The sequence below is a fragment of the Clostridium lundense DSM 17049 genome, from assembly GCF_000619945.1.
GTDB lineage: Bacteria > Bacillota > Clostridia > Clostridiales > Clostridiaceae > Clostridium_AO > Clostridium_AO lundense.
The window spans coordinates 240,426-264,254 of record NZ_JHVC01000001.1 but is presented as its reverse complement, the minus strand read 5'-3'; the positions used below and the strand labels follow the sequence as shown (position 1 = coordinate 264,254).

The 23,829-nt window shown below is 29.7% G+C and carries 21 protein-coding genes; 6 read left to right on the top strand and 15 right to left on the bottom strand.

Annotated features, from left to right (window positions below; all coding sequences use genetic code 11):
- Positions 1-105 precede the first annotated feature (105 nt).
- From T514_RS0101215 to T514_RS26415, 6 genes are all read right to left on the bottom strand, one after another.
- Positions 106-1,476 (bottom strand): HAMP domain-containing sensor histidine kinase, encoded by a 1,371-nt coding sequence (locus T514_RS0101215; protein WP_027623100.1) that lies wholly within the window; start codon positions 1,474-1,476, stop codon positions 106-108.
- Positions 1,476-2,159, bottom strand: coding sequence for a response regulator transcription factor (locus T514_RS0101210; protein WP_027623099.1), 684 nt, complete (start codon positions 2,157-2,159; stop codon positions 1,476-1,478). Before T514_RS0101210 ends, T514_RS0101215 begins: the two co-directional genes overlap by 1 nt.
- A gap of 162 nt (positions 2,160-2,321) precedes the next feature.
- Entirely contained in the window at positions 2,322-3,413 is a 1,092-nt protein-coding gene (locus T514_RS0101205; RefSeq protein WP_027623098.1) for a C40 family peptidase, read from the bottom strand.
- Positions 3,414-3,533: 120 nt separating this feature from the next.
- Positions 3,534-5,447 carry an anaerobic carbon-monoxide dehydrogenase catalytic subunit gene (gene cooS / locus T514_RS0101200; RefSeq protein WP_027623097.1) on the bottom strand — a complete coding sequence of 638 codons (1,914 nt, stop codon included), beginning with the start codon at positions 5,445-5,447 and terminating at the stop codon, positions 3,534-3,536.
- Positions 5,448-5,615: 168 nt separating this feature from the next.
- Complete coding sequence (locus T514_RS0101195; RefSeq protein WP_027623096.1) at positions 5,616-6,170, bottom strand: GNAT family N-acetyltransferase; 555 nt, start codon at positions 6,168-6,170, stop codon at positions 5,616-5,618.
- Positions 6,171-6,291: 121 nt separating this feature from the next.
- Positions 6,292-6,435, bottom strand: coding sequence for a hypothetical protein (locus tag T514_RS26415; RefSeq protein WP_156939769.1), 144 nt, complete (start codon positions 6,433-6,435; stop codon positions 6,292-6,294).
- Positions 6,436-6,807: 372 nt separating this feature from the next.
- On the opposite strand from T514_RS26415, the gene T514_RS23630 reads away from it, so the two are divergent.
- A complete protein-coding gene (locus tag T514_RS23630) occupies positions 6,808-8,022 on the top strand; it encodes a cation:proton antiporter (RefSeq protein ID WP_051541687.1) in 1,215 nt (404 codons plus the stop codon).
- Between the two features lie 131 nt (positions 8,023-8,153).
- On the top strand, positions 8,154-8,903 hold the full coding sequence (locus T514_RS0101180) for a tRNA threonylcarbamoyladenosine dehydratase (protein ID WP_027623095.1): 750 nt from the start codon (positions 8,154-8,156) through the stop codon (positions 8,901-8,903).
- A gap of 160 nt (positions 8,904-9,063) precedes the next feature.
- Here the strand turns inward: T514_RS0101180 and T514_RS0101175 are convergent, their stop codons facing one another.
- From T514_RS0101175 to rpoD, 6 genes are all read right to left on the bottom strand, one after another.
- Positions 9,064-9,711, bottom strand: a complete 648-nt coding sequence (locus tag T514_RS0101175) for an aspartate/glutamate racemase family protein (protein ID WP_242850542.1) — start codon at positions 9,709-9,711, stop codon at positions 9,064-9,066.
- A 171-nt stretch (positions 9,712-9,882) separates the two neighbouring features.
- Complete coding sequence (gene hpdA / locus T514_RS0101170) at positions 9,883-10,821, bottom strand: 4-hydroxyphenylacetate decarboxylase activase (protein WP_027623093.1); 939 nt, start codon at positions 10,819-10,821, stop codon at positions 9,883-9,885.
- A gap of 99 nt (positions 10,822-10,920) precedes the next feature.
- The gene (locus tag T514_RS0101165; protein WP_027623092.1) at positions 10,921-12,186 is read right to left on the bottom strand and encodes an MFS transporter; all 1,266 of its coding nucleotides are present in this window, start codon (positions 12,184-12,186) and stop codon (positions 10,921-10,923) included.
- Positions 12,187-12,380: 194 nt separating this feature from the next.
- Positions 12,381-12,653 carry a 4-hydroxyphenylacetate decarboxylase small subunit gene (gene hpdC, locus T514_RS0101160; protein ID WP_027623091.1) on the bottom strand — a complete coding sequence of 91 codons (273 nt, stop codon included), beginning with the start codon at positions 12,651-12,653 and terminating at the stop codon, positions 12,381-12,383.
- A gap of 5 nt (positions 12,654-12,658) precedes the next feature.
- Positions 12,659-15,376, bottom strand: coding sequence for a 4-hydroxyphenylacetate decarboxylase large subunit (hpdB, locus tag T514_RS0101155; RefSeq protein WP_027623090.1), 2,718 nt, complete (start codon positions 15,374-15,376; stop codon positions 12,659-12,661).
- A 241-nt stretch (positions 15,377-15,617) separates the two neighbouring features.
- Complete coding sequence (gene rpoD / locus T514_RS23625; RefSeq protein WP_084284217.1) at positions 15,618-16,505, bottom strand: RNA polymerase sigma factor RpoD; 888 nt, start codon at positions 16,503-16,505, stop codon at positions 15,618-15,620.
- 224 nt (positions 16,506-16,729) lie between these two features.
- Between rpoD and T514_RS0101145 the strand changes: the two genes are divergently transcribed.
- Entirely contained in the window at positions 16,730-19,135 is a 2,406-nt protein-coding gene (locus T514_RS0101145) for a glycogen/starch/alpha-glucan phosphorylase (RefSeq protein ID WP_027623089.1), read from the top strand.
- A gap of 186 nt (positions 19,136-19,321) precedes the next feature.
- On the opposite strand, the gene T514_RS0101140 is transcribed toward T514_RS0101145, so the two are convergent.
- A complete protein-coding gene (locus T514_RS0101140; RefSeq protein WP_027623088.1) occupies positions 19,322-20,191 on the bottom strand; it encodes a radical SAM protein in 870 nt (289 codons plus the stop codon).
- Positions 20,192-20,231: 40 nt separating this feature from the next.
- Entirely contained in the window at positions 20,232-20,510 is a 279-nt protein-coding gene (locus T514_RS23620) for a hypothetical protein (RefSeq protein WP_034867823.1), read from the bottom strand.
- 189 nt (positions 20,511-20,699) lie between these two features.
- Between T514_RS23620 and T514_RS0101130 the strand changes: the two genes are divergently transcribed.
- On the top strand, positions 20,700-21,359 hold the full coding sequence (locus T514_RS0101130; protein ID WP_027623087.1) for a DUF6483 family protein: 660 nt from the start codon (positions 20,700-20,702) through the stop codon (positions 21,357-21,359).
- Between the two features lie 90 nt (positions 21,360-21,449).
- On the opposite strand, the gene T514_RS23615 is transcribed toward T514_RS0101130, so the two are convergent.
- Complete coding sequence (locus T514_RS23615) at positions 21,450-22,355, bottom strand: polysaccharide deacetylase family protein (RefSeq protein WP_169735789.1); 906 nt, start codon at positions 22,353-22,355, stop codon at positions 21,450-21,452.
- 477 nt (positions 22,356-22,832) lie between these two features.
- On the opposite strand from T514_RS23615, the gene T514_RS25495 reads away from it, so the two are divergent.
- Positions 22,833-23,021 (top strand): hypothetical protein, encoded by a 189-nt coding sequence (locus T514_RS25495; RefSeq protein WP_027623086.1) that lies wholly within the window; start codon positions 22,833-22,835, stop codon positions 23,019-23,021.
- 183 nt (positions 23,022-23,204) lie between these two features.
- On the top strand, positions 23,205-23,798 hold the full coding sequence (locus T514_RS0101115) for a DUF2238 domain-containing protein (RefSeq protein ID WP_242850541.1): 594 nt from the start codon (positions 23,205-23,207) through the stop codon (positions 23,796-23,798).
- The last annotated feature ends 31 nt before the right edge of the window (positions 23,799-23,829 follow it).

Genomic DNA, 23,829 nt, shown 5'->3' with positions numbered 1-23,829 from the left:
GTGTAGGGGGCTATATTTTTATTATATTCCTATTGATAATAAATTTCAACTAAAATTTAAAACTTTTTTCTATTTTTTATTTTGTACTATAATAATATAGCTATATTAATTTAACTTTTTAAATATAATAATAATTTTGGTTCCTCTTTCCCACTGACTTTCCACATTAATAGATGCTGAGTGCAAAGTTATTATTTTCTTTACTATAGTTAACCCTATACCGCTACCTTCTCTTTCGTGTCTACTTTTATCTCCTCTATAAAGCCTCTCAAATATAAAAGGTAAATCTTCTTTTTTTATTCCTATACCATTATCAATAACCTCTACTATTATATGTTTTTTATTTTCCTTAATATTAACCCAGATACTTCCTCCGTCTTTTGCAAATTTCATAGAATTAGAAATCAAATTTATAAATACTTGTTTTAATTTATTCTCATCACCTAAAATATAATAGTTTTTTCCATTACCTTCATTAAAATATATTTTTAGCCCTTTATCTTCTACAGTAACTGTAAAATCATTAATAACAGAAGCAATTACGCCATTTAGTGAAATCTTTTCCATATTTAAGGCTAATCCTTCTTCTTCAAATCCCTTTAGCACATTTAAATTATCTAATAATTTTCCAAATCTTATAACTTCATCATTGAGAGAATTTAAATTTTCATTGTTTATAGGAAAAATTCCGTCTACCATAGCCTCCAAATTGTTTTGTAGTACATTTAATGGTGTCCTTATTTCATGCGAAATATCTGAAACTAATCTTTTTCTTAAAACTTCTTGTTTTTTTAGTTTTTCTCTTAAATCATTTATACTATCTTCTAAATTTCTTATTTCCACTATATTGCTATGCCCATTATAATTTACATTATAGTTTCCTTTGGACAATTCCACTGATACATCTGAAACCTTTTTTATGGGTCTAGAAAATTCCTTAGATAAATATACACTTATGATAATTGTAATTAAGATGGTAAATATTATGCTAAGTAAAATACTTTTATTAATTTCTGATTTAAATTTTACATCTTCTTCTGATAGAAGCAGCGAAGAATATTGTCCTAGAGATACATAACCTACTATTTTATCTTCATTCTTTATTTCATAAGTCTTTGTAGTGTATATTCCCTTATTGCTTCCCATCATATTCTCCATATGCATTGTTGCTTGAATTTTATATGGATTCATACTCCAAATTACATCTTTGTTTTTATCCATTAAGGTTATACAATAGTTACTCATATAAGCTTCATGCATCAATTCTTCTCCTGAATTGCTTTTCCACTTTCCATCCCTTTTATAAACTTGCTGAAAATATTGCACTATTCTAGTATCTCTTTTTTGTTGAACCCCTTCCATATACCTTTTAAATGTATTATTAATTGTTATATTTACAAATAATGCTGATAGAATCAACGAGGACAGCGCTGAAAAAAGTATAAACATTAATATCTTTTTTCTTATGCTTTGCATTAAATATCACCACCAAATTTATACCCTACTCTAGTTACAGTTAATATATACTTTGGATTTTTACTATCTTCTTCAATCTTTTTTCTAATATTTTTTATATGCACATCAATAGTTCTATCAAAGCCTTCAAAGTCCATATCAAAAGCCCCTTCTATAAGCATTTCTCTAGTAAAAACCTTTCCCTTATTTAAGGCTAAGGTATACAGAATTGCAAATTCATTTGGAGTTAAATATACCTCTTCACCTTTAACTTTTACTATTCTTTCCTCTTTAAATATTTGTAAATTATCATTATCAAAAGATAGCATGGAAGAACTTTCTCCTTTAATCCTCCTAAATAGTGCATTAACACGAACCGTAAGTTCTCTAGGACTAAAAGGTTTTACTAAATATTCATCTGCACCTATTTCTAGTCCTTCAATTCTATTACTTAAATCACCTTTTGCGGTAAACATAAATATATATACATCTGAAATATTTCGAATTCTTTTGCATACTTCTTCGCCATCAATATCAGGTAACATTAAATCTAATATAACTAAATTAAAATCTTCTTTTTTAAAAAGTTCTAATCCTTGTAATCCTTTTGTAGTACACCAAACTTTATATCCTTCCTTTTCTAAATAAGCCTTTAAAACAGCAGCTACTTTTTCTTCATCCTCTATAATCAATATATTTCCCATAATATCACCTCACATAATATAATTATTCCCTATTACATATTATCTAAATATTATAAAGAAAATATGAAGGTTTTACTTAATACAATAAAACTTTTATATTTTAATTTTTATTTTAAAAATTAATTAGACAGGGCAAAAATCCCTGTCTAATTAATAATAACCTTATTTAACTCTTCTAGCAGTTAAATAGTCATCTCTATTTAACTGTGATATTTTTATAACATCTCCTGTATGTGGTGCATGAATGTAAGCTCCATTTCCTATGTACATTCCAACATGATGAGGATTTTCAAATGTTCCAAAGAATACTAAATCTCCTGGTTGTAAAGCATCCCTTGAAACTTGAATACCGTCATTTATCTGATCATAAGTAGTCCTTCCAATTGATATTCCAAAATGAGCATAAACATATTGTGTAAAACCTGAACAATCAAATCCTGGTACTGGGGTTGTTCCTCCCCAAACATAAGGAGTTCCTAAAAAGTTAGAAGCATAAGCTATAATGTTATCATTTGTAACATTTGCCGCTCCTTTATCTGGATCATATTTAGGTGCTTCTTGTTTAATATTGTTAACTTGTTCCATAGCCTTAGCCAATAATTTTTCATTCTCCCCAATTTTTCCTTTTATTGATCTTTCCTTATCTTTCAACTGGGTTATTAGCTTGTCCTGTTCTTTTTTAGTGTCATTTAATTGGCTAAGCTTTTTGTCATTTGCTTCTTTTAATGATAATAAATCTTCTTTTTCCTTTTGAAGAATTTTCTTTTTATTTTTTAAAGCATCCTTTTTAGAATTAAAATCTTCAATTAATTGTTTATCATATTTAATTATAGATTTAACAGCTTCTACTTTATCTATCAACTCTCCTAAACCATCTGCTTCAAAAATTATATCTAAATAACCACCTATTCCACTTATGTACGTAGCTCTCATTCTACCCTTAAATAATTCTTCTTCCTTTTTTATATCCTCTTCACTTTTTTTAATCTCTCCCTCTGTAGCATTTATTTTTTTTTCTGTGTTTACGATTTTGTCCTTATTATTCTTAATCTCTATCATAATACTCTCTATTTGATGATCTAAACCTTCCACTTTTCTTTCACCTTTTTCAATGTCCTGTTGTACGCTCTTTAAAGACTCTTTACTTTGCTGAAGATTACTTTTAATAGTATCAGATGGTGTTGCTAACACTTGAGCATTAGTCGAAAATACTATTAACATGGATGTTACAATACATTTGATTTTTTTATTCACTACTATCTCTCCTATCAAAATAATTTTCCTATGGGATTATAGCAATGTTTTATGAAGAAAATATAAAGAAGGTCAAATTTTCTCAAATTAATGAGACAAAATGACCTTCTTTATATTTAATTAGCTTAAACCTAGTGCTTTTCTCTTTGAATTAATGTGAGCTTCTATATTTTTGGCTACCTCTACTGGATCATCTCCAAGGGCAATTTTACCACCAGTTAATCCTTCAACTTCTTCGGTTAATAACTTAACTAGCTTAGGAGCCCCAGTTATAAATGGTGTAGGTGATAAATGAGTATATGCACCATAAGCAACGGCAAATACTCCATCAATTGTAGCCTTTTGTTCCATCCATTCTGGAGCAGTAACAGCTATTGGTAATTGTGGCACATCTACATCTAAATGATCTGCCAATGCAGTAACCAACATAGATATTCTTCCAGTGTCAGTACAAGTACCAAAACTTAATACTGGAGGAATTTTTAGTGCTCCACAAACTTCTTTTAATCCTTCTCCTGCCATATTTATTGCATCTAAATTACACAGACCAGCAACCTCTAATGCATGGTTTCCACATCCACCACTCACTACTAATATATTTTTCTTAATTAATTCTTTTGTAAGATTTACAGTATTCCAATCCTGAGGCCCATTCCTTAATGTAGAGCAATTAGCAAGTGCTACTACTCCTTTAATTTTTCCAGCAACTATTACATCTACTAATGGATCTAATTTATTACCAAGAGCATTTAGCACTGCCTCTGTTGAGAATCCAGCTATTGCCTTTTGAGTAATTTTAGGAACCATAGGCAATACTCTTCCATGACGCTTTTTAAAATTTTCTATTGCTAAATCGATCAATGTATCTGCCATAGCATCTACTTTTTCAGGATCATATGGAATTTTGTGCTCTAGTCCTGGTATATCAATTATTGTGCTAACACTTACTAATGTAAATTGATATTTTTCTGCATACATATCTATAGCAGGTGGTGAGCAATTTTCCTCCATAGCCATAACATCCACAGTACCTGTAGCCAAAAGTGGCTCTATGGTTAACCAGTTACCCATTAATCCCACAAATATATTATCTACTTCAAATCTTTGAAGCAATTCTTGCCCTGTTTCTATAGAACCTACTATGCGTAGTCCCTTTGCCCCTGCTTTTCTTGCTTTTTCTTGAACTTCCTCCATCTTTGCCTTTTGTATAGTGGCAACTCCTGCCCAAGGCTGGTGACCATTAAATACTATATTAATATAGTCAGGATCCATAATTCCTAAATCCACATTTACTTCATGAGGCATTGGTGTACCAAATAAAATATCTTGAACCATCTCAAGACCTATTTGTGCATTATATATAGTAGCCAATCCTAGCTTTAAAGCTTTTGCTGCTAAAGATGCATAGTTTCCATCCACATTTGTTAAACAACTAGCTACACAGTTTTGCTCCTCATGTACTGCTCCAGCAGGATATATCTTTAAGTCCCTCCATACTTTTTTTCTCTTTTTAGGAGCAAACGCTTCCACCATAAGATTTTTGTCCTCTGAATCAATTTTCATTTGTTCTTCCAATAAGTCCGCTAATTGAATGGCCATTTTGTTTGTGTCCTGATTTGTATTTATGCCTAACTTTTCACACATCCATTTAAGTTTATTTGTATCTTTGATTTTAAAAGGAGTTTTTCCTTCTCCTGTTGCTTTTAATGTTCTAAAAGCCTCATAAGCATGGTGACTATATGTACCTGCTCCCATTATATTTCTAAGTAGTAAATTTCTCATAGCCATGGCATCAGGTCCTATTCCACAAACACCTTTATCCTGTCCAGTAGATTCACTAATTCTACATGGACCTTGTGAACATAATTGGCAGCTCATCCCTTGAAGACAAAATTTACAACGAATTTTCTCCTGAAGAACCCATCTATCAAATACATTAGACATGCCGTCCTCTCGTATTCTTTTTAGCATTTCTTCAACAGAATCATGATAACTTACACGTCCTTCAGTCTTTTCTAAAATAGTTTCATTCACCTATATTCAACCCCTTTTACTAAGCTTTAGTAAAAGTTTTCCCTGAGTATAGTCACATTATTCTCAAAAACAAATAATAAATAATAAATAATAAAAAACAAGTGTGAACCTTCTTACAAACAAAATCCACACTCAATCATTCATTATTACTCTGCAATCTATATTTTGTTATCTATTGCAAACTTCCCACTCTCTATCCAGTATCCCATATAAATATATGTCATATCTTTTTCCATCTCTAAACACAGCTTCCCTATAAATACCTTCCCGTTTAAATCCTAACTTTTCATATAATCTTATTGCTCTTTCATTATAACTTATAGTAATAAGTTGCAATCTGTGTAGATTAAGTTCTCTAAAAGCAAAATCCATAACAAGACTTAATGCTTCTTTTCCATAACCCTTTCCACATTGCTGTAAATCCCCTATACCTATAGCAATACCACCTACTCCATTATTCCAGCTTATTCTTTCAATTTCCACATAACCAATCATTGGCCCATCACTTTCTTCTCTTATAGCAAAAAAATAATTATTAGGATTGTTTATTTCTTCTAAAAGCCATTCTTTTATCTTTCCCTTATATAATGGTGCTGCTGGATTAAAATCGAAAACCCTTAAGAATGTAGTATCTTCATACCATTTGGTTACTGTATCTACATCTTCCTCCTTGAGAGCAGTTATTTTAATTTTATTACTTTTTAACAAATCATTTCTTAACATAGTTTATCACAACCTTTATCCTATTTTCCATTCTCTAGTTAATTATATACTAACTAAAATTAGTATCAAAGGACTAAAAAAATTGTGACCATTTCTTTTAGAGTACATATAAACAAATTAATTAATCTAAAGGCTCATCTCCTTCTCTAGCTTTTTCTAACCTCTCCTTGTGTACAATTCTATAATCTAATCTTTCATCAGTACCAAAGGTGTCTATATTAGCCTTCTTAATTTTACCAATCCATTTTTTAATATATTCCTTCATAAAATTCACCCCATTATTAAATTTCATAATTTTTATACTATTATAAATTTTATTTTTCCCATGATTTAATAATTCATGAATAAATAATTTTTTCTATATTTTTCTACATTTTCTCATTTTTATATACATTTCAAAATATTCATTTTTTCACTTGAAAGTCACACAATTCATTATTTGTTATATAAAAAATATAACGAATAAAAAAAATTGTCTGTTTTTTTCTTAAAATATTGTGTGAAATTCAAATATATGATAAACTATTTACGTAAAAATACAGTATATTTTTGTTCAATATTGTTAAAAAATTGAATAGTTTAATTTAATTATATTTAAAATTCTATTTAATATTTAATATAAAGTGAGGTTGTATAAATGGAGTCAATGAATTTCTTATTAAGTTTAGCTATTATCCTGCTGAGTACAAAAACACTGGGCCTAATAACTAAACGTTTTCAAATTCCACAAGTAGTAGGTGCACTAATTGCAGGTCTTATATTAGGACCAGCTGTCCTAGGTATAATTCACGAATCCGAATTAATATCTGAATTATCAAAATTAGGTGTAATTTTATTAATGTTTGGTGCAGGATTAGAAACAGATTTAGACGAACTGAAAAAATGTGGAAAAGCTTCCTTAATAATCGCTATAATTGGAGTTATAGTACCACTAATTGGTGGATTCGCAGTTGCAAGTTTTTATAATAATTCTGGAAGCCCATTTGGTGGCGATTTAAAAACAATACTACAAAATGTATTTATTGGTGTAGTTCTTACTGCTACTTCTGTTAGTATTACTGTAGAAACTCTTCAAGAGATGGGCAAATTAAAAACTCCTTCTGGAACTGCAATACTTGGAGCAGCTATAATCGATGATATTTTAGGGATAATAATTCTGACTATCGTTTCAAGCATGGCTAACCCTTCTGTTAATTTAACAGTAGTGTTACTAAAAATACTAGGTTTCTTCGTAGCAGCACTAGTAATAGGCTTTGGTTTTCATTATTTCTTCACTAAACTATGTAATAGCGTTGGAGAAAAAAGAAGACTTCCTATAATAGCACTTTCATTCTGTTTAATAATGTCTTTTGGAGCGGAACACTTTTTCGGCGTGGCTGATATAACAGGAGCATATATTGCAGGTTTAGTTATATCCTGTACTAAAGTTCGTCATTATATTACAACAAAGACAGATGTAGTATCTTATATGTTGTTATCCCCTATATTCTTTGCAAATATAGGAATAAATACAACTATAGGACACATGGACATGCCTACTATAATGTTTACTTTAATATTATTAATTGTAGCTATTTTAACTAAAGTAGTTGGATGCAGTCTAGGGGCTAAAGCTTGCGGTTACTCAAAAGATGAGTCTATGCAAATAGGAGTTGGAATGGTTTCAAGGGGAGAGGTAGCTCTTATAGTTGCAAATATGGGCGTTTCTATGCAACTTTTAGAAACTAAATTCTTTGCCCCAATAATACTTGTAGTTATAGTAACAACTATAATAACACCTGTTCTCTTAAAAATAGTATATTCTAAAAATAGTTGTGATAGCACTTTGGAAAGCATAGAAGAAGTTTCATAAAAAAGAAACCTTACCTTTTAGGTAAGGTTTCTTTTTTATGAAATATATTGACTTAATATATAAAATAGGTATATTATATTACCATACTAACATAATAGGAATAGTATGTATTAAAAAGTGAGGTAAATCATATGGCACAACATTTATTTTCAAGAGAAGAATTACTTATTGGAAAGAAATCTTTAGAAAAATTAAAAAATAGTACAGTTGTAATATTTGGTATAGGTGGTGTTGGAAGTTTTGCTACAGAGGCTTTAGCAAGAGCTGGATTAGGTAACTTAATATTAATAGATGACGATACTGTTTGTCTTACAAATATAAACAGACAAATAATTGCAGATCATTCTACCATAGGTAAACCTAAAGTAGAAGTTATGAAGGAACGAATTTTAAAAATTAATCCAAAATGCAATGTAACTATCCATCAAGTTTTTGTTAAAGAAGATAATATAGAAGAAATAATTCCTCTAAATGCTAACTATGTTATAGATGCTATTGATACTGTATCTTCTAAAATCTCTCTTATTCTTTGGTGCAAAAAAAATAACATCCCTATAATTAGTTCTATGGGAACAGGAAATAAATTAGATCCTACTAGATTTAAAATAGCTGATATATATGATACAAAAATATGTCCCCTTGCCAAAGTTATGAGATATGAGTTAAGAAAAAGAGGCGTAGATACTTTAAAAGTGCTCTTTTCTGAAGAAGTACCTTTAAAGCCAATAGTCGATGATATTGTTACTTGTAAAGAAGGATGTGTTTGTACCGATGGCAGTAAAAAATGTACTAGAAAAAGACAAATTCCTGGCAGTATCTCCTTTGTTCCTCCTGTAGCAGGAATGATTATTGGAGGAGAAGTAATTAAAGACTTAATTTAAAAAATTATGTCGTAATTTTTTTCAGATTATAGAGCATAGATGGAAAATAACGTAATTTTTAGTGAATAGTTAAGATTGAAGAGTGGAGAATAATGGAGAAAAATTATCCTTTACTCTTCATTATTCACTCTTCACTATAAAAAGTTGTATCGCAGTCTTTTTATAATATCATTTTATACATTAATTCTGCTGGATCAATAATGGGAACAGATGAATATTTTTTTAACTCATTGTAAAGATAAGGGAAATGAGTACATCCAAGAATAATTGCATCTACCTTTATACAGTTATAAAATTCTATAATATTTCTTAATGCAAATTTTTTTACAATATCTTCAGCAAACGTACCCTTTTCTATTTCCACCACCACTGGGAGCATTCCTATTCCAATAACATTACAGTTTGAATTTACACTTTGAATAACTTTTTCAATACCTGCAGAACTTTGGTTGTTAGCTGTTAATACCCCAATATTCTTATATTTATAAGCAATACTTTTATATACATTAAGAGGAGTAATTATTCTTACATTTTCTTCTTTAGATATCTTGTCCATATCAACTGCTGCACTTAATGAATTACAATATATCATTATTTTATAAATATTCTGCCTCTTTGCCTTTTTAATTATATTTCTAATTTCACTTTCAAGTTTTATTGAAGACAATATTTGAATTTTTGACTGTTCTTCCGGACATGGGGATATTGGATAGCCAATTGAATCAATTTCCTTTGATGCTAAAAAATCTACACCCATTTGAGTGTCTACAGGAGTCCCTGCGATAACCCCTACTTTCATCCCATTCATCTATATCACCTCTTATACCATAATTTCTATAAATTGAACTAATCTATAATTTATATTATTTTACTCATTATACCATAACACCTAACAAATTTCTTTACCAGTAATTGCTTACATAAACTTTTGTACATATTTTTCTCATCATAAATAGTAAAAAATATATACTACACTTAATCAAAAGCCTGTGTCATGTGCTACATAACAAGCAATTTCCTCATCTAAAAACATATCCTGTATTTTCTCTAGTTTTTCTTTTGGTGTTCCTTCTTCTTCGCTATATTTATATTTTTTCCCTAGCTGATTCCATTTAGAATCACCTAATCTATGAAATGGAAGAATATTCATTTCAACTAAACCCAACCTTTTCATAAACCTTATTATTTCCTTTATATTTTCTTCGCCATCATTAAAGCCTCTAATTACTGGCATTCTAAGAACTAATCTCCCTGTCCAATTAGACTTAACTAAAGCCTCTATATTGCTTAATATTAAGTCATTATGTGCACCTGTTTTTTCTTTATGTTTTTCCCTATTCATATGCTTTACATCTATAAATGCAAAATCTATATATTCCATTACTTTTAAAAACGTATCCTTATCCTTATAAGCAGTGGTTTCTATAGCAGTGTGAATATACTTTTTTCTACATCGCTTTAATAATTCTATTAAAAATTCACTTTGCATTAGAGGCTCTCCTCCGCTAAAAGTTACTCCTCCTCTTTCTCCCCAATATTGTCTATCTCTATTTAAAATATTCATAACATCATCAACATAATACCATTTACCACAAAGCTTTAAAGCCTCATAATAGCAAGCTTTTGTACATTGAAACTCATCACATTTCCTGCAGCTTTCCCAGTCTAATTCTATCTTATCATTTTGTATTTTTATAGAATTATTCAGACAAGCATTTATACATCTAATACATCCCTGATTATGTTTGCACTTACTTTCTGCAAACATAAGCTTTTCTGAAAACTGCCAACTTTCGGGATTTGCACACCATTCACAATGTAAAGGGCATCCACTTAAAAAGCATATAGTTCTACAACCTGGTCCATCATGCACAGAATAACTTTGTATATCAAATATTAATCCTTTTTTATTTTCCATAAAAATACTCCCTTCAAAATTTTAATTTTATCTATATGTAACTAAAGTCCCGATGAAGTAAAAATTTCATCGGAACTAAATTACAGTTTTAATTCTATATTATTTAGATTTAGAATTTATGCATAGAGGTAATGATATAGCTGCTATTATAGATATTGCAAAAGATGTAGTTGCAAATATTATAGAATTCAAGTAACTTCCTGATGTATCAAATAAATATCCTCCCATAAAACTTCCAAGGGCTGGTCCTATACCCATAACTATTAGGGTTGCTGTTCCCCAAATCTTTCCTAGTGTTTTACCTCCATATATAGTTCCTGCATAGCCTGCAACTCCACCTGGTTCTATTGCCCAATAAACTGCGAATAATATACAAGCAATAATTCCTATAAACATTGAATGTTTAGTCATTAGCAATAAGAAACAGGCAATTACTCCCATAGTAGGAGCAAATATAAGCATAATTTTTCTTCCTTTTGCTTCATTGCCAACCTTTCCTACTATTCTATCTGCCGCAATTCCCATAAGAGGCATTGTAAATATTCCTGCAATACCAATTGCTACATATAAGTTAGTAGCAGTAGATAAAGATAACTTAACATCATGAGTCCAATAATTAACTATCTGTGTCCAAATTAAAAATTCTCCTACCATACTTGTTAAGAAAGCTATTATAGCACCCCATATTGGTTTTGTTTTGAATGCTTCTTTAACAGTCCAAAGACGTTCTGTACCAGTTGAAGCTTTTTTACCTGGCATTGTACCAAAAGGTTCTATGCCATAATCTTGAGGATTCTTTTTGGCTACCACTGCTGCAATAATAAGTGCTATTAAAACTACCACTGACATTTCCTTCATAGCAAGTCTCCAGTCCATGGTAAGTAAAATCTTTTTTACTCCTAGACTTAATACAACTTGTGCTACTGGTGCACCCATAAATGCCATCCCCCACATAGTAGCATAGGATTTACCTATATACCATTTACGTACTGAAACTGTAGAAGATACCCAAAGCATTCCTGTACCTATTCCTGCAAATAATGCATAAGGAATTAGATATCCCATATAACTTTGAGCATTACTGGTTAAATAAAAACCTAAAGCTGCACAAACTGAACCAATAGCATAGGCAGGTTTTGTTCCCCATTTATCCAAAATCATACCGCTAAAAAATGCAGTTACAGCATAAACGGTCATCATTAAAGAATACCCTAATGATAGCTTAGAAACGCTCCAACCAAGATTCTTAGACATAGGTCCTACTAATACTGAAAATGTAGATCTATATCCAAAAAGACAAAATACAGCAAGCCAAGAAGCCAAAACAACCATATGACCTAAATGTTTTGCCCTTTTTTCGTCCATAATATATACCTCCACTTTAATAGTGACTAAATGAATTAAGAATTAATAATGCATAATTAAGAGTTAATTAGGATTTTCAAACTCATATTAAAAATCTTTAAATTTTGATTTCTTTAGTTACTCTAAATATCCTTTTAACCATTAATTCGTAATTATTAATTCTTAATTATTATTTATTATTTTTTCTTTATGAACTATTCTCCCAATTTCTTGTATCCTTCACAGGTTACTGCATTAAGATCTCCATAAGCCCAAGCTTCCTTTTTTAATCCAGTACAAGTTCCTATGTTGTCCTTGTTTGGATTTTTAAAGTTTGTACAATTTTTACACTTAGGAAGCTCATTAAATTTACCACAAGTTTGTGAATCTATAAATATTATTGAATTAGTTAATCTACATATTCCTTTAGCTACATCAATAGGAGAAAAGTTTAAACAATCATTGTGTTTAAAATTATTTTTATTCATAAATATCACACTCCTTCATATTCAGTTCTTGCAACAACTTCATCTTGAATAGGTTTACCTATTTCACACCAGTACTGAGTAAATCCTGCAACTCTAACCATAAGATCTCTATAATTTTCAGGCTTCTTTTGAGCATCCTTTAATACCTTAGAGTCTACTATATTATATTGGATATGGAATCCGCCTTTTCTCATATATGCTCTTGTAAGCTCTAAAAGTTTTCTTGATCCTTCTACTCCTTTAATTGCACTAGGATGAACTTTTAAGTTCATTTGTGAATTCTGGGACATAGTATGATCCCAAACTGTTGCAGAATTAAATAATGCATATGGACCATTCTTATCTGTTCCAGGATAAGCAGACATAGAACCATCAGCATAAGTTGTACCAGCAAGTCTTCCATCTGCAGTAGCAAGTGTAGCTGCTCCTTGAGCACCATGAGTAGATACAGAAATTTGACACGCATACATTTTCTTTCCATATAAGGATTCATAATTATGGCTCATACAGCAGAACCAATCCTCATATTCTTTTAATATACTGTCTGCATAAGGATCATCATTTCCATACTTAGGTGCAAGTAGACAATCTCCATAGATATCATCATATTTATATCCGTTTTCTTTCTTTTCCTGATCTGCTAAAGAATAGCTTCCAACTTCCTCTGCCTTCTTAAATCCAAAGTTATTAACTACTGCATCTTTTATATCTTCTATAGTATATTTTTTATCTTCATATATAAGCTTTTTAACTGCTGCAAGGGAATTAACCATATTTATAGTGCCGCAGCTTTCTATATTATAAGTAGCATTATATCTATATCCTAAATGACCAATGTGATGACCTTTATCTAGACAATCTGGTTTTAACATTGAGCTAAATATGCTCATATTATTTCTTCTCCAAATATCATGTTGAATATTATTTGTCTTAGCTAAACAGTCACAGGTCATTTCATAGTATTCTTTAAACTGATTCCAAAACTCTTCATAACTTTCTAACTTCTTATTATGAGGTGGATATACCTGTATTCCTGTTCTGTGATCAAATCCATTAGTAATTACAAGCTCTAAGATCTTAGGATTTGCTAGGAAATGAACACCTACACTAGTTGGCTGACCAGCTCCTCCTGGTACATTATATTTCTTACCATTTAAAGTAAGCTCTTTCCAGCAACATGGAGAAGTTTCTAAGCATCCTCCTATAGCAAAAGATCTAGCTTCTTCTACAGTCATTCCTTCTTCTCCATACTGATTCAATATAAACTGAATACCTCCTTGATTATTCATCCATGCAGGATATCCAGTACCAGTTTTATCGCACTCTACACATTTAAGTAAAAATTCCTCTGGTAATTTTTCATCATAAAGTACTGAAAGTGTAGGTTGAGGAGTTGCACAAGTAATTCCTGCTTCTAATATAAGCATTTCTAGCCTATTGGCAGCTGAGTGACCATCCTTTGTAAGTCCACCAATACTTAAATTATTAAATGTATTACCAGATAATACACCTCCAACTACTCCTGTAGATGCAAAACAATCAATACAAGTAAATTTAACTCTATGAAGTTCTAAAAGCTCTAACACTTCTTTTTCTGTTATTCTTCCAGTTTTAATATCTTGTTCAAACCAAGGATATAAAACTTGACCCACTCTTCCTGGGGATAATCCAGAAATAGCATCTTCATTAATACAACCTAAATGAATAATATATGTTAACTGTAATGCTTCCCTAAATGTTCTTGGCTGTTTGTGAGCTATCCAGGAAAGACACTCAGAAATTTCTTCATATTCTCCTTTTTGAACTTCATCTTCTGTAACACTTGCTAATCTTTTAGCTTCTTTTACATAGTTTAAAATCCAGTTTTGAATTCCTTCTAATACAATTTTCACTGCTTCATAAAAATACAGTCTATCCATACCTATCAGTCCGTCACCATCAGCCATTCCAGCAACTTTTTCTTTACACTCTTCTGCCATTTTAATAAGTTCATCAAAACCATATTGTAATGGATAATAATAATTTACAACTTCACGACCCTGGGGTAGCGTAAAACCTGAATCAAACATGCATATAAGCGTTTTCATTATATTTTCTTTCATTTCATAAGTTGGAACCATCTGCTCATATTTATGTCCTAAATCATCAACAGATCTTCCTACCCATTCCTTTGCCAACTTAACTAGCACAGGTATTTCCTCTTGTCTCATACCAAACTTACCTGCAATAGATACTACATTTCCAAAACTCTTAGTTACATTTCCTCCACCAGTACCAAATTTGCTTAGCTCACCAGCACTAGCACTTCCTCTATCTAAAGCCTCCTTGTAAAGCTCGTCTTCTTTAGCTACAAAGAAACCTTCAGAAAGCCAAGGCATCGGGAAAGAACCTCTATAGTAATTAGTTTTTTGCATAACTAATTTTTCCCCTGGTATTATATTAGGAGTTAAATGTGAATAAGCACATCTCAAAGCCTCTGCTCTTCTTACAATAGTTACTTCTCCTTCAAGCTCATTCCATCTTCTGTTATACCAATATGGAAATTCTGTGTTTGCAGAGGATAAAGTATCATAGTAAATATCCCTAAGCCTTTTTGCTCTAGGGGTTGGCTCTTTTTTTATCTCCCTATCTACCATTTCCTCTGGTGCTTTACCTCCTGCTTGAAAATTTATGGGTAGTCCTTTGGCTGCCAGTATTTCTGCTAATTTAGTTTCTCTTCCCATTTTCTATCCTCCTTATTCATTTACAAATTTCTTCATGTTACATATAATATCTATGAGTATCTATAAAATTTTATTCCTTAAATTTTATTTTTATATAATTTTAGAGAATATTCTGTTTATTTAAAAAAGAACCGTGCTAATTTGACGAATTATCAAATCAACAAAGTTCTTTTTAAAATACAAATGGAAATTTTCTCCCCGCTATAAATACGTCAGTGAAAAAATTCTTATTAACTCTCAACTATTCCAAATATCCCTGTAGTTTTCTCATTCTATTTGGATGTCTTAGTTTTTTTATGGCATTAGCTTCTATTTGCCTTATTCTTTCCCTAGTTAAATTAAATTCCCTTCCTATTTCTTCTAAGGTCCTAGATTTACCATCATCTAATAATCCATATCTTAATCTTACAATCCTCTCCTCTCTAGGGGATAATGTACCTAATAAATTAGTCAAAATATCTCCTAACATTGATATAGCAACTTTATCCTCTGGAACATACGTATCATCTGCTATAAAATTCTCTAAATATGTATCTTCATTTTCTCCTATAGGAGTTTCTAAAGAAACTGGCTCCTGACATACATTATATATTTTTTTCACCTTCTCTAAAGGAATTTGAAGTTCCTCAGCTATTTCTTGTTCCGAAGGCTCCCTATCTAATCTCTGTTCTAATTCCTTCTTAATCTTAAGTACCTTGCTTATCACTTCATTCATATGTACAGGTATTCTTATAGTTCTTGATTGATCTGAAATTGCCCTAGTTACGGCTTGTCTAATCCACCAAGTGGCATATGTACTAAATTTATAACCTTTTCTATAATCAAATTTTTCTACAGCTTTCATAAGACCTATATTTCCTTCTTGAACTAAATCCAAAAAATTTAGTCCTCTTCCTGCATATTTCTTTGATATACTTACTACTAATCTTAAATTAGCCTCAATAAGTTTCTGCTTAGCCTGTTCATCACCCATTTCAATTCTTTTAGCTAACTCTACTTCTTCTTTCCTAGATAATAAATCTACCTTTCCTATATCTTTAAGGTACATATTTATATAATCTTCAATATTATTCAATTCAGAACTACTCAAAAAAATCACCCTCACATAATTTATTCTACAAATCTCCATCTTAATATAGTTCAATACATTACAACTTTATCCTTCTATATAAAATAAAGTTTAAAGAATTGTTACAAATTATTTAATTTTTATACAAATTAATATCACTTTTATTATTAATAAATATTTAAAACTTTCCAAAAGTGTTGACTTATAAACAGCAAAAGCATATTATATGAACATACAATATTGTTAAAATATTCTATAAATTAATATTTAAGGGGTGAATTCCTTTGCTTATAAATAAGGAAACTTTTAAGCAGGACTTTAGAAAAAAACTTATAAATATGTATGCTGAAGATATCGAGGAATCCTCTAACTCCCATAAATACTTTGCTCTAGCCTCCTTAATTAGAGACTATGCATCTGAAAATTGGTTGAAAACTAATAAAAAATACACCAATAATAAAGAAAAACAAATATATTATTTTTCTATGGAATTTTTAATTGGAAGGCTTCTTCACAGCAATCTCCTTAATTTAGGTATAATGGATATTTGTAATGAAGCTTTAACTGAATTAAATATAGATTTAGATGAAATAGAAGAAGTAGAAAATGATGCAGGCTTAGGCAACGGTGGACTTGGAAGACTAGCTGCTTGTTTTCTCGACTCCATGGCATCTTTAGGTATTGCAGGTCACGGAAATGGTATAAGATATACCTATGGACTCTTTGAACAACAAATAATAGATGGCTACCAAGTTGAAGTATCAGATAACTGGCTAAAAAAAGGTAACATGTGGGAAGTTAGAAAAGAAAATAAGGCAGTTCAAATTCACTTTGGTGGCAATGTTACAACTACCATGGAAAATGGTAGACTAAAATTCTTAGAGCATGATTGTGAAACCATATTAGCTGTACCTTATGATACACCTATCATAGGATATGATAATTCCACAGTAAACACTTTAAGGCTCTGGAGTGCAGAACCTTTAAACAAAGATTTTGACTTTGCCTCATTTTCTCGTGGAGAATATTCCAAAGCTACAGAATATAAAGCTTTAATAGAATCCATTTCCCAAGTACTATATCCTGATGATTCCAGACAAGAAGGAAAAATCTTAAGACTAAAGCAACAATACTTTTTCGTAAGCGCTGGATTACAAAGTATACTCAGAAGATATAAAAAGCTTAAAGAACCTATAAATAACTTTCACAAATATATAGCCATACACATAAACGATACCCATCCTTCCTTAGCTGTAGCTGAACTTATGAGGCTACTTATAGATGAGGAAAATCTTACTTGGGAAGATGCCTGGTATATTACAACTAATACCATAGCTTATACAAATCATACTATTATGTCAGAAGCCCTAGAAAAATGGCCTATAGATATGTTTAAAAGACTTCTTCCTAGAATTTATATGATAGTAGAGGAAATAAATAGAAGGCTTGTAAATGAAGTAAGAGAAAAGTTTAAGGATGAAAACAAGGTAACCGCTATGTCTATTATAGGAAATGGCCAAATTAGAATGGCTCACTTAGCTATAGTAGGCAGTCATTCTGTAAATGGAGTTGCAAAACTTCATACTGAACTTTTAAAATATCAAGAGTTAAAAAATTTTAATGACTTTTATCCTAATAAATTTAATAATAAGACTAATGGTATCACCCATAGAAGATGGCTTCTACAAGCTAATCCTAAGCTGTCTAACTTGATTACTGAATCAATTGGAGATCACTGGATAAAGGAACCTGATAAGCTTATAGAATTAAAACCTTTTTCTCTAGATACTTCTTTTAGAGAAAAATTTGATAAAATAAAATTAGAAAATAAAATAGCTTTTTCAAATTATGCAAAAGCCACTTATGGAATGGATATTGACCCAAATTCTATATTCGATGTTCAGGTAAAAAGACTTCATGCGTATAAAAGACAACTGCTTAATCTATTTAATATAATGGACTTATATAGAAGACTTAAAGAAAATCCCAATTTAGATATAATACCAAGAACCTTTTTCTTTGGAGCTAAAGCTGCACCATCCTATTATCTTGCTAAAAAGAATATAAAGCTTATAAATACAGTAGCCTATAAAATTAACAACGATCCTCAGATAAATGGAAAAATAAAAGTATTCTTTTTACCAAATTACTCTGTATCTTTAGCAGAAAAAATAATTCCTTGTGCTCAAGTTAGTGAGCAAATTTCCACTGCTACTAAGGAAGCCTCAGGTACTGGAAATATGAAACTTATGATGAATGGTGCATTAACCTTGGCTACTTTAGATGGTGCTAATATTGAAATAAGGGACGCCGTTGGAGATGGAAATATAGTTATCTTTGGAATAACAAAAGAACAAGTTTTGGACTATACAAAAAATCATAGTTATAATTCCTATGAATATTATAATAATGATTTTAGAATCAAGTTAATTTTAGATTCTCTATTAAATAGTTCTCTTGGTGTATCTCCTAATGAATTTAGCGATATACACAACTCTTTACTAAAAAATAATGATGAATATTTTGTACTAAGAGACTTTGCTTCTTATGTAGAAGCCCAAAATAAAATTGATTCTCTTTATAGAAATAGAGATAATTGGAGTAAATCCTGTATTATTAATGTAGCTAATTCTGGAATATTCTCTTCAGATAATACTATAAAACAATATTATGAAGAAATTTGGAAATAACTTTTATAATAAATATCGCATTCTCTATTCTTATATATTAATTATCACTAAATAAATGAACCACCTAGATTTAATTATATAAATCTGGGTGGTCCTTATTTGGGACTTTTCTGTAGTGACAACAAAAGGAACTCTTCCTTAACTGTCAATTGTTCTCTGTCAACTAAAAAAGTGTCCTACACTTTTTTAAAGTCCTCTAAAAATTTCACTTTTATATCTATAACCTTCATTCAAAATTTGGTCAATAGTATTAATTATCCTTTCCTTATCAAAAGGTAATGTTCCTTTTAATGATACATAATTTGAGGCATGGTTACTTCTAAATATACAATTAGTTACATTTGTGTTCTGAAGTAAAATTTTTGTTTCTAACATTACTTCCTGTGGTGTTAACAAATTAAATTCTCCACTATTCACCTTGCTTGTTATTTCTGTTCCCTGTTCTAACATCAAAGTTAAAAGTCCTACAAAATCAGGATTAATCTGAGAAATAACCTTTCCTGTTTCTATTCCATGTCTCTCTAAATTTTCTCTTCCTCCAATACCTGATATAACTGTTAAAGATAAAGGTATTCCACTTTTCTTCACCTTTTTACCAGCCTGAATCATTTCCTCTTGGGTAACACCTTTGTTTATATCTTTTAAAATTTCCTCGCTACCACTTTCCAGACCCATGTATATTATACCTAATCCTAAATTTCCTAACTCTTTTAAATCTTCTAAAGATTTTCTTAAAATATCTTTAGGTGTAGAATAAACACCTACCCTATTACACTGCGGAAATAGTTCCTTTATTTTTAATAATATCTTTTTTAGATGTTCTGTAGGAAGACATAAAGCATCTCCATCAGCTAAAAATATTTTATCTACTCTGCTATAATATGTTTTTCCTTCTTCTAAATCTGCAAATATTTCTTCTAAATTTCTTATTCTAAATTTCTTATTCTTATACATACTGCAAAAACTGCATTTATTATGAGCACAGCCAACAGTCACTTGTACTATAAAACTATATGCCTCACTTGGAGGCCTGTATACTATTCCTTCATATCTCATAGTTAATCTCCTATTCTAAAAAAGTTTAACGCAGTCTTTTTTATTTCACTTCTCTAAATTCTACATCAATTATTTCCCCTTGAGGAAAATCGCCCTGAATTTCATCTACAATTTCAACATCTGCTTTACTCTTTCCCCATTTGATATTGCTTTTCCATAGCTTTATTTTCTTAATTAAATAGCTTACCAACCATATACTTATTCCTGCAATAATTATAACAGGAACTAATGTTATAAATAAGTAGCATAATACAAAGAATATAGCTATTGGTATTAAAGTTCTAAAAAAATTTGAAAAGTTTTTATTTACAAAATCCATATCTATCGCCTCTTTTTATTTATTTACTTCAATTATTAATATGCTAATATACAATGTAATATCATTGACTAGATTATAACATATAATATTAGGTCAAAGAATTAATTATAGCTTAATAAATTATTAATAATTCATGAAGCTGTGGTATAATTTATTTTAGTTAATATTATTTTACTGGAGATGATGAATATGTTAAAAAGCGATTTTATAAAAAAATTAGTTGAAAACTTTAAAAAATCCTTGGAGGAAATCTTATCTTTTATAGAAGAAAAAAATTATCCAAAAGCTCTAGAAGGCATTGATGATACTTTTAGCAATCTATTTAGATTAAACTCTATGTTTTTTAACTCCATGACTGAAGAAAATCTAATAGAAATATTAAAAGCTGGAGGAGAATTAGAAAAAGATAAAGCTATAATAGTATCAAAACTATTACAAGAAAAAGCTCATATACTAGAACTACAAGGGGACTTGACAGAAAGCTTTTACATTTATCTAAAAGCTTTAAATTTATACATAGAGGCCTTTTTATGTGATAGAGAAGCAGAACTTACTTATCTTTTAGATGAAATACCGACAGTTATTGATAAGCTCTCTAATTATGAGCTTCCAGCAAACAGTAAAAAAAGACTTGTAGATTATTATAAGGAAATTGGAGACTTTGCATCAGGAGAAGATATGCTTTACGAATTACTTGACGAAAACTCAGATGATTTATCTTATATAAATTTGGGAATAAATTATTATAATGACTTGTTGAGAATGAACGATGAAACTTTAGAAAAAGGCAATCTTCCTAGAGAAGAAATAACAGATGCACTAAATGCCTTAAAGAAAAAGCTAAATTAATAAATAGTTATTAATTAAAACAATCTTTTATAGTGAAGAGTGAATAATTAAAATATTATTCACTCTTCACTCTGCTATCTGTCCTCTAATTTATTTATATCCTTCAACCTTAAGAAGTTTATCTAATGTTACAATTTGGTAACCTTTTTCTTTAATTCCACTTATAATATCTGGCAATGCTTTTAGAGTTTCAGATTTATCTTCATTGCTATGCATTAATATTATTTCTCCAGGTCTTAAATTATCAATTATATTCTTTGTAATATTTTTTCTTTCTCTTTGAGACCAATCTAAAGTGTCTATAGACCAAAGAACTATCTTGTCTCCGCTATTTTTAACTGCTTCTATAACTTTTGTATCAATAGTTCCATAAGGGGGTCTTATCAATTTAGGTCTTTTTCCTATGACTTTAAATATTTCTTCTTCACCTTTTGAAATTTCATTTTTTATTTCATCTGCACTTAGTTTATCTAATTGTACATGATTATTGCTATGAGATGCTACTAAATTTCCTTCATTATAGGCTTTTTCTACTACAAAAGGATATTTACGTACTTGTTCACCTATAAAAAAGAAATTTCCTTTCACATTGTATTGTGTTAAAGTCTTTACTATTTTAGAAGTTATATTATTATCAGGTCCATCATCAAAAGTGAGTGCTACCATTTTTTCTGTGGAATATCCATTTATATATACCACATCTTTATTTTCCTTAGATAAATTAACTACTTTATTTCTCCAATCCTCCATGGCCTTCCATTGATTAGGAGTTAATTTATTAGATCTTCCTAATATATTATATATAGGTCTTTCTTCTTTACTAGTTAAATCCTTATCTACTTCTTGTAAATTATCCTTTTCCATATTTTTCTTCAACTCTTTTTCTACTACTTTATTATTTTTTATTTTAGTATTTATATTGTAACCCCAAGCTCCTAAAACTATTATTAGTAATATAATTAATATAATTAATATATATATATATCCTTTTTTCATATTTATCCTCTTCTCAACTTTTTTTGTTAATATTATTTTCATTGCAATTTTACCCTGTAACAGCCACGCTGCTGAATAAGTTCTTGATTCTAACAAAAACTCTCTTAATGAGATTCATTATATAAAGTATTTCTCTTAAGAAGCCTCCATCCAAACTCAAAAACCTCTTAATACAATCAATTATACTATAGTAACTGAAAAATATGAAATTTACTTTTTAATTGATATATTTTCCATATGATGATATATTATAATAAAAAATTAAGTCTTATGTAGTATATACATAGGATATTTAAAGGAGTTGGATTCTTTGTATAGAAAAGGATTAAAGGTTATTATTATACTTATAACCTTATCTATATTATTTTCCGTTATAAATTACCTTTCCAAATATAGTTCATCTATAAAATCAGGAAAACAGATTACTAGTTTCTTGCCTAAATTTTTAACTAAAGAAAAAGAAAATATACCTATTTTATGGGAATCAGTTATCCTAACATTGAAGATGGAAAAACAGGATTAAAAAATGGTTCAATTGATAACAATATATATAATCAAATAAAGAAGGCCATAGAAAAAAAGTCACTACCACCTTGGAACACTCCTTTAGGTGGTGCTGTTGGTATTCACGGCGGTGGAGCTAAATATGATTGGACCTATGGATGAATAGCAGTATCAAATGATGATATAAAAACACTTTGGAAATACTGCAATATTAATACCTCTGTGGAGATATTTAAATAAAAGTTAATTTTTTCATATTATATTTTTAATTATCTATTCATAATTACATCTTATAATGTACATAAACTAATAAACAATTAATTTATTAAAGTATGAGGAATGTTTATGAAAAATATTATGAATTCTATAAGTACCATAGTAATTATAGGAATAAGAGTATTATTATTATTGAATATTATACGCAACTTTTACATTAACAATTATTATTTTGTCTTAATTGGAGTAGCTGCGTTAACATTAACCTTTTTAACTACAATTTATTGTAAACTATTTAAAAACAAAGGTAATAATCTACTAAATTTTTCCATAACTTTTTTTGTTTTTCTTTCATTATACCTTGGAACATTAAATGGTTTTTACAAATTTCCTTGGTGGGATACCATGCTTCATTTTGTTTCAGGAATATTAATAGGATTACTAGCTATAATACTTATGAATGCTTTAAATGGAAATAAAGATCTAAAATCCTATCTCAGTCCTAAGTTCATTTTTTTGTATATAATATCCTTTGTAGCCCTAAGTGGAGTGTTATGGGAAATATACGAATTTACTATAGACACCCTTTTCGGTTTAGATATGCAAGGAGTCTCATTTACAGGTGTTACAGATACCATGGAAGATTTTATTGCAGCTCTTATAGGTGGTATAATTCCGGCTTTTTATGGTTATATTACCTTTAAAGATAAATTTAATTCTTAAATTAATACTTCTACCTTCTCATTAAAAATTT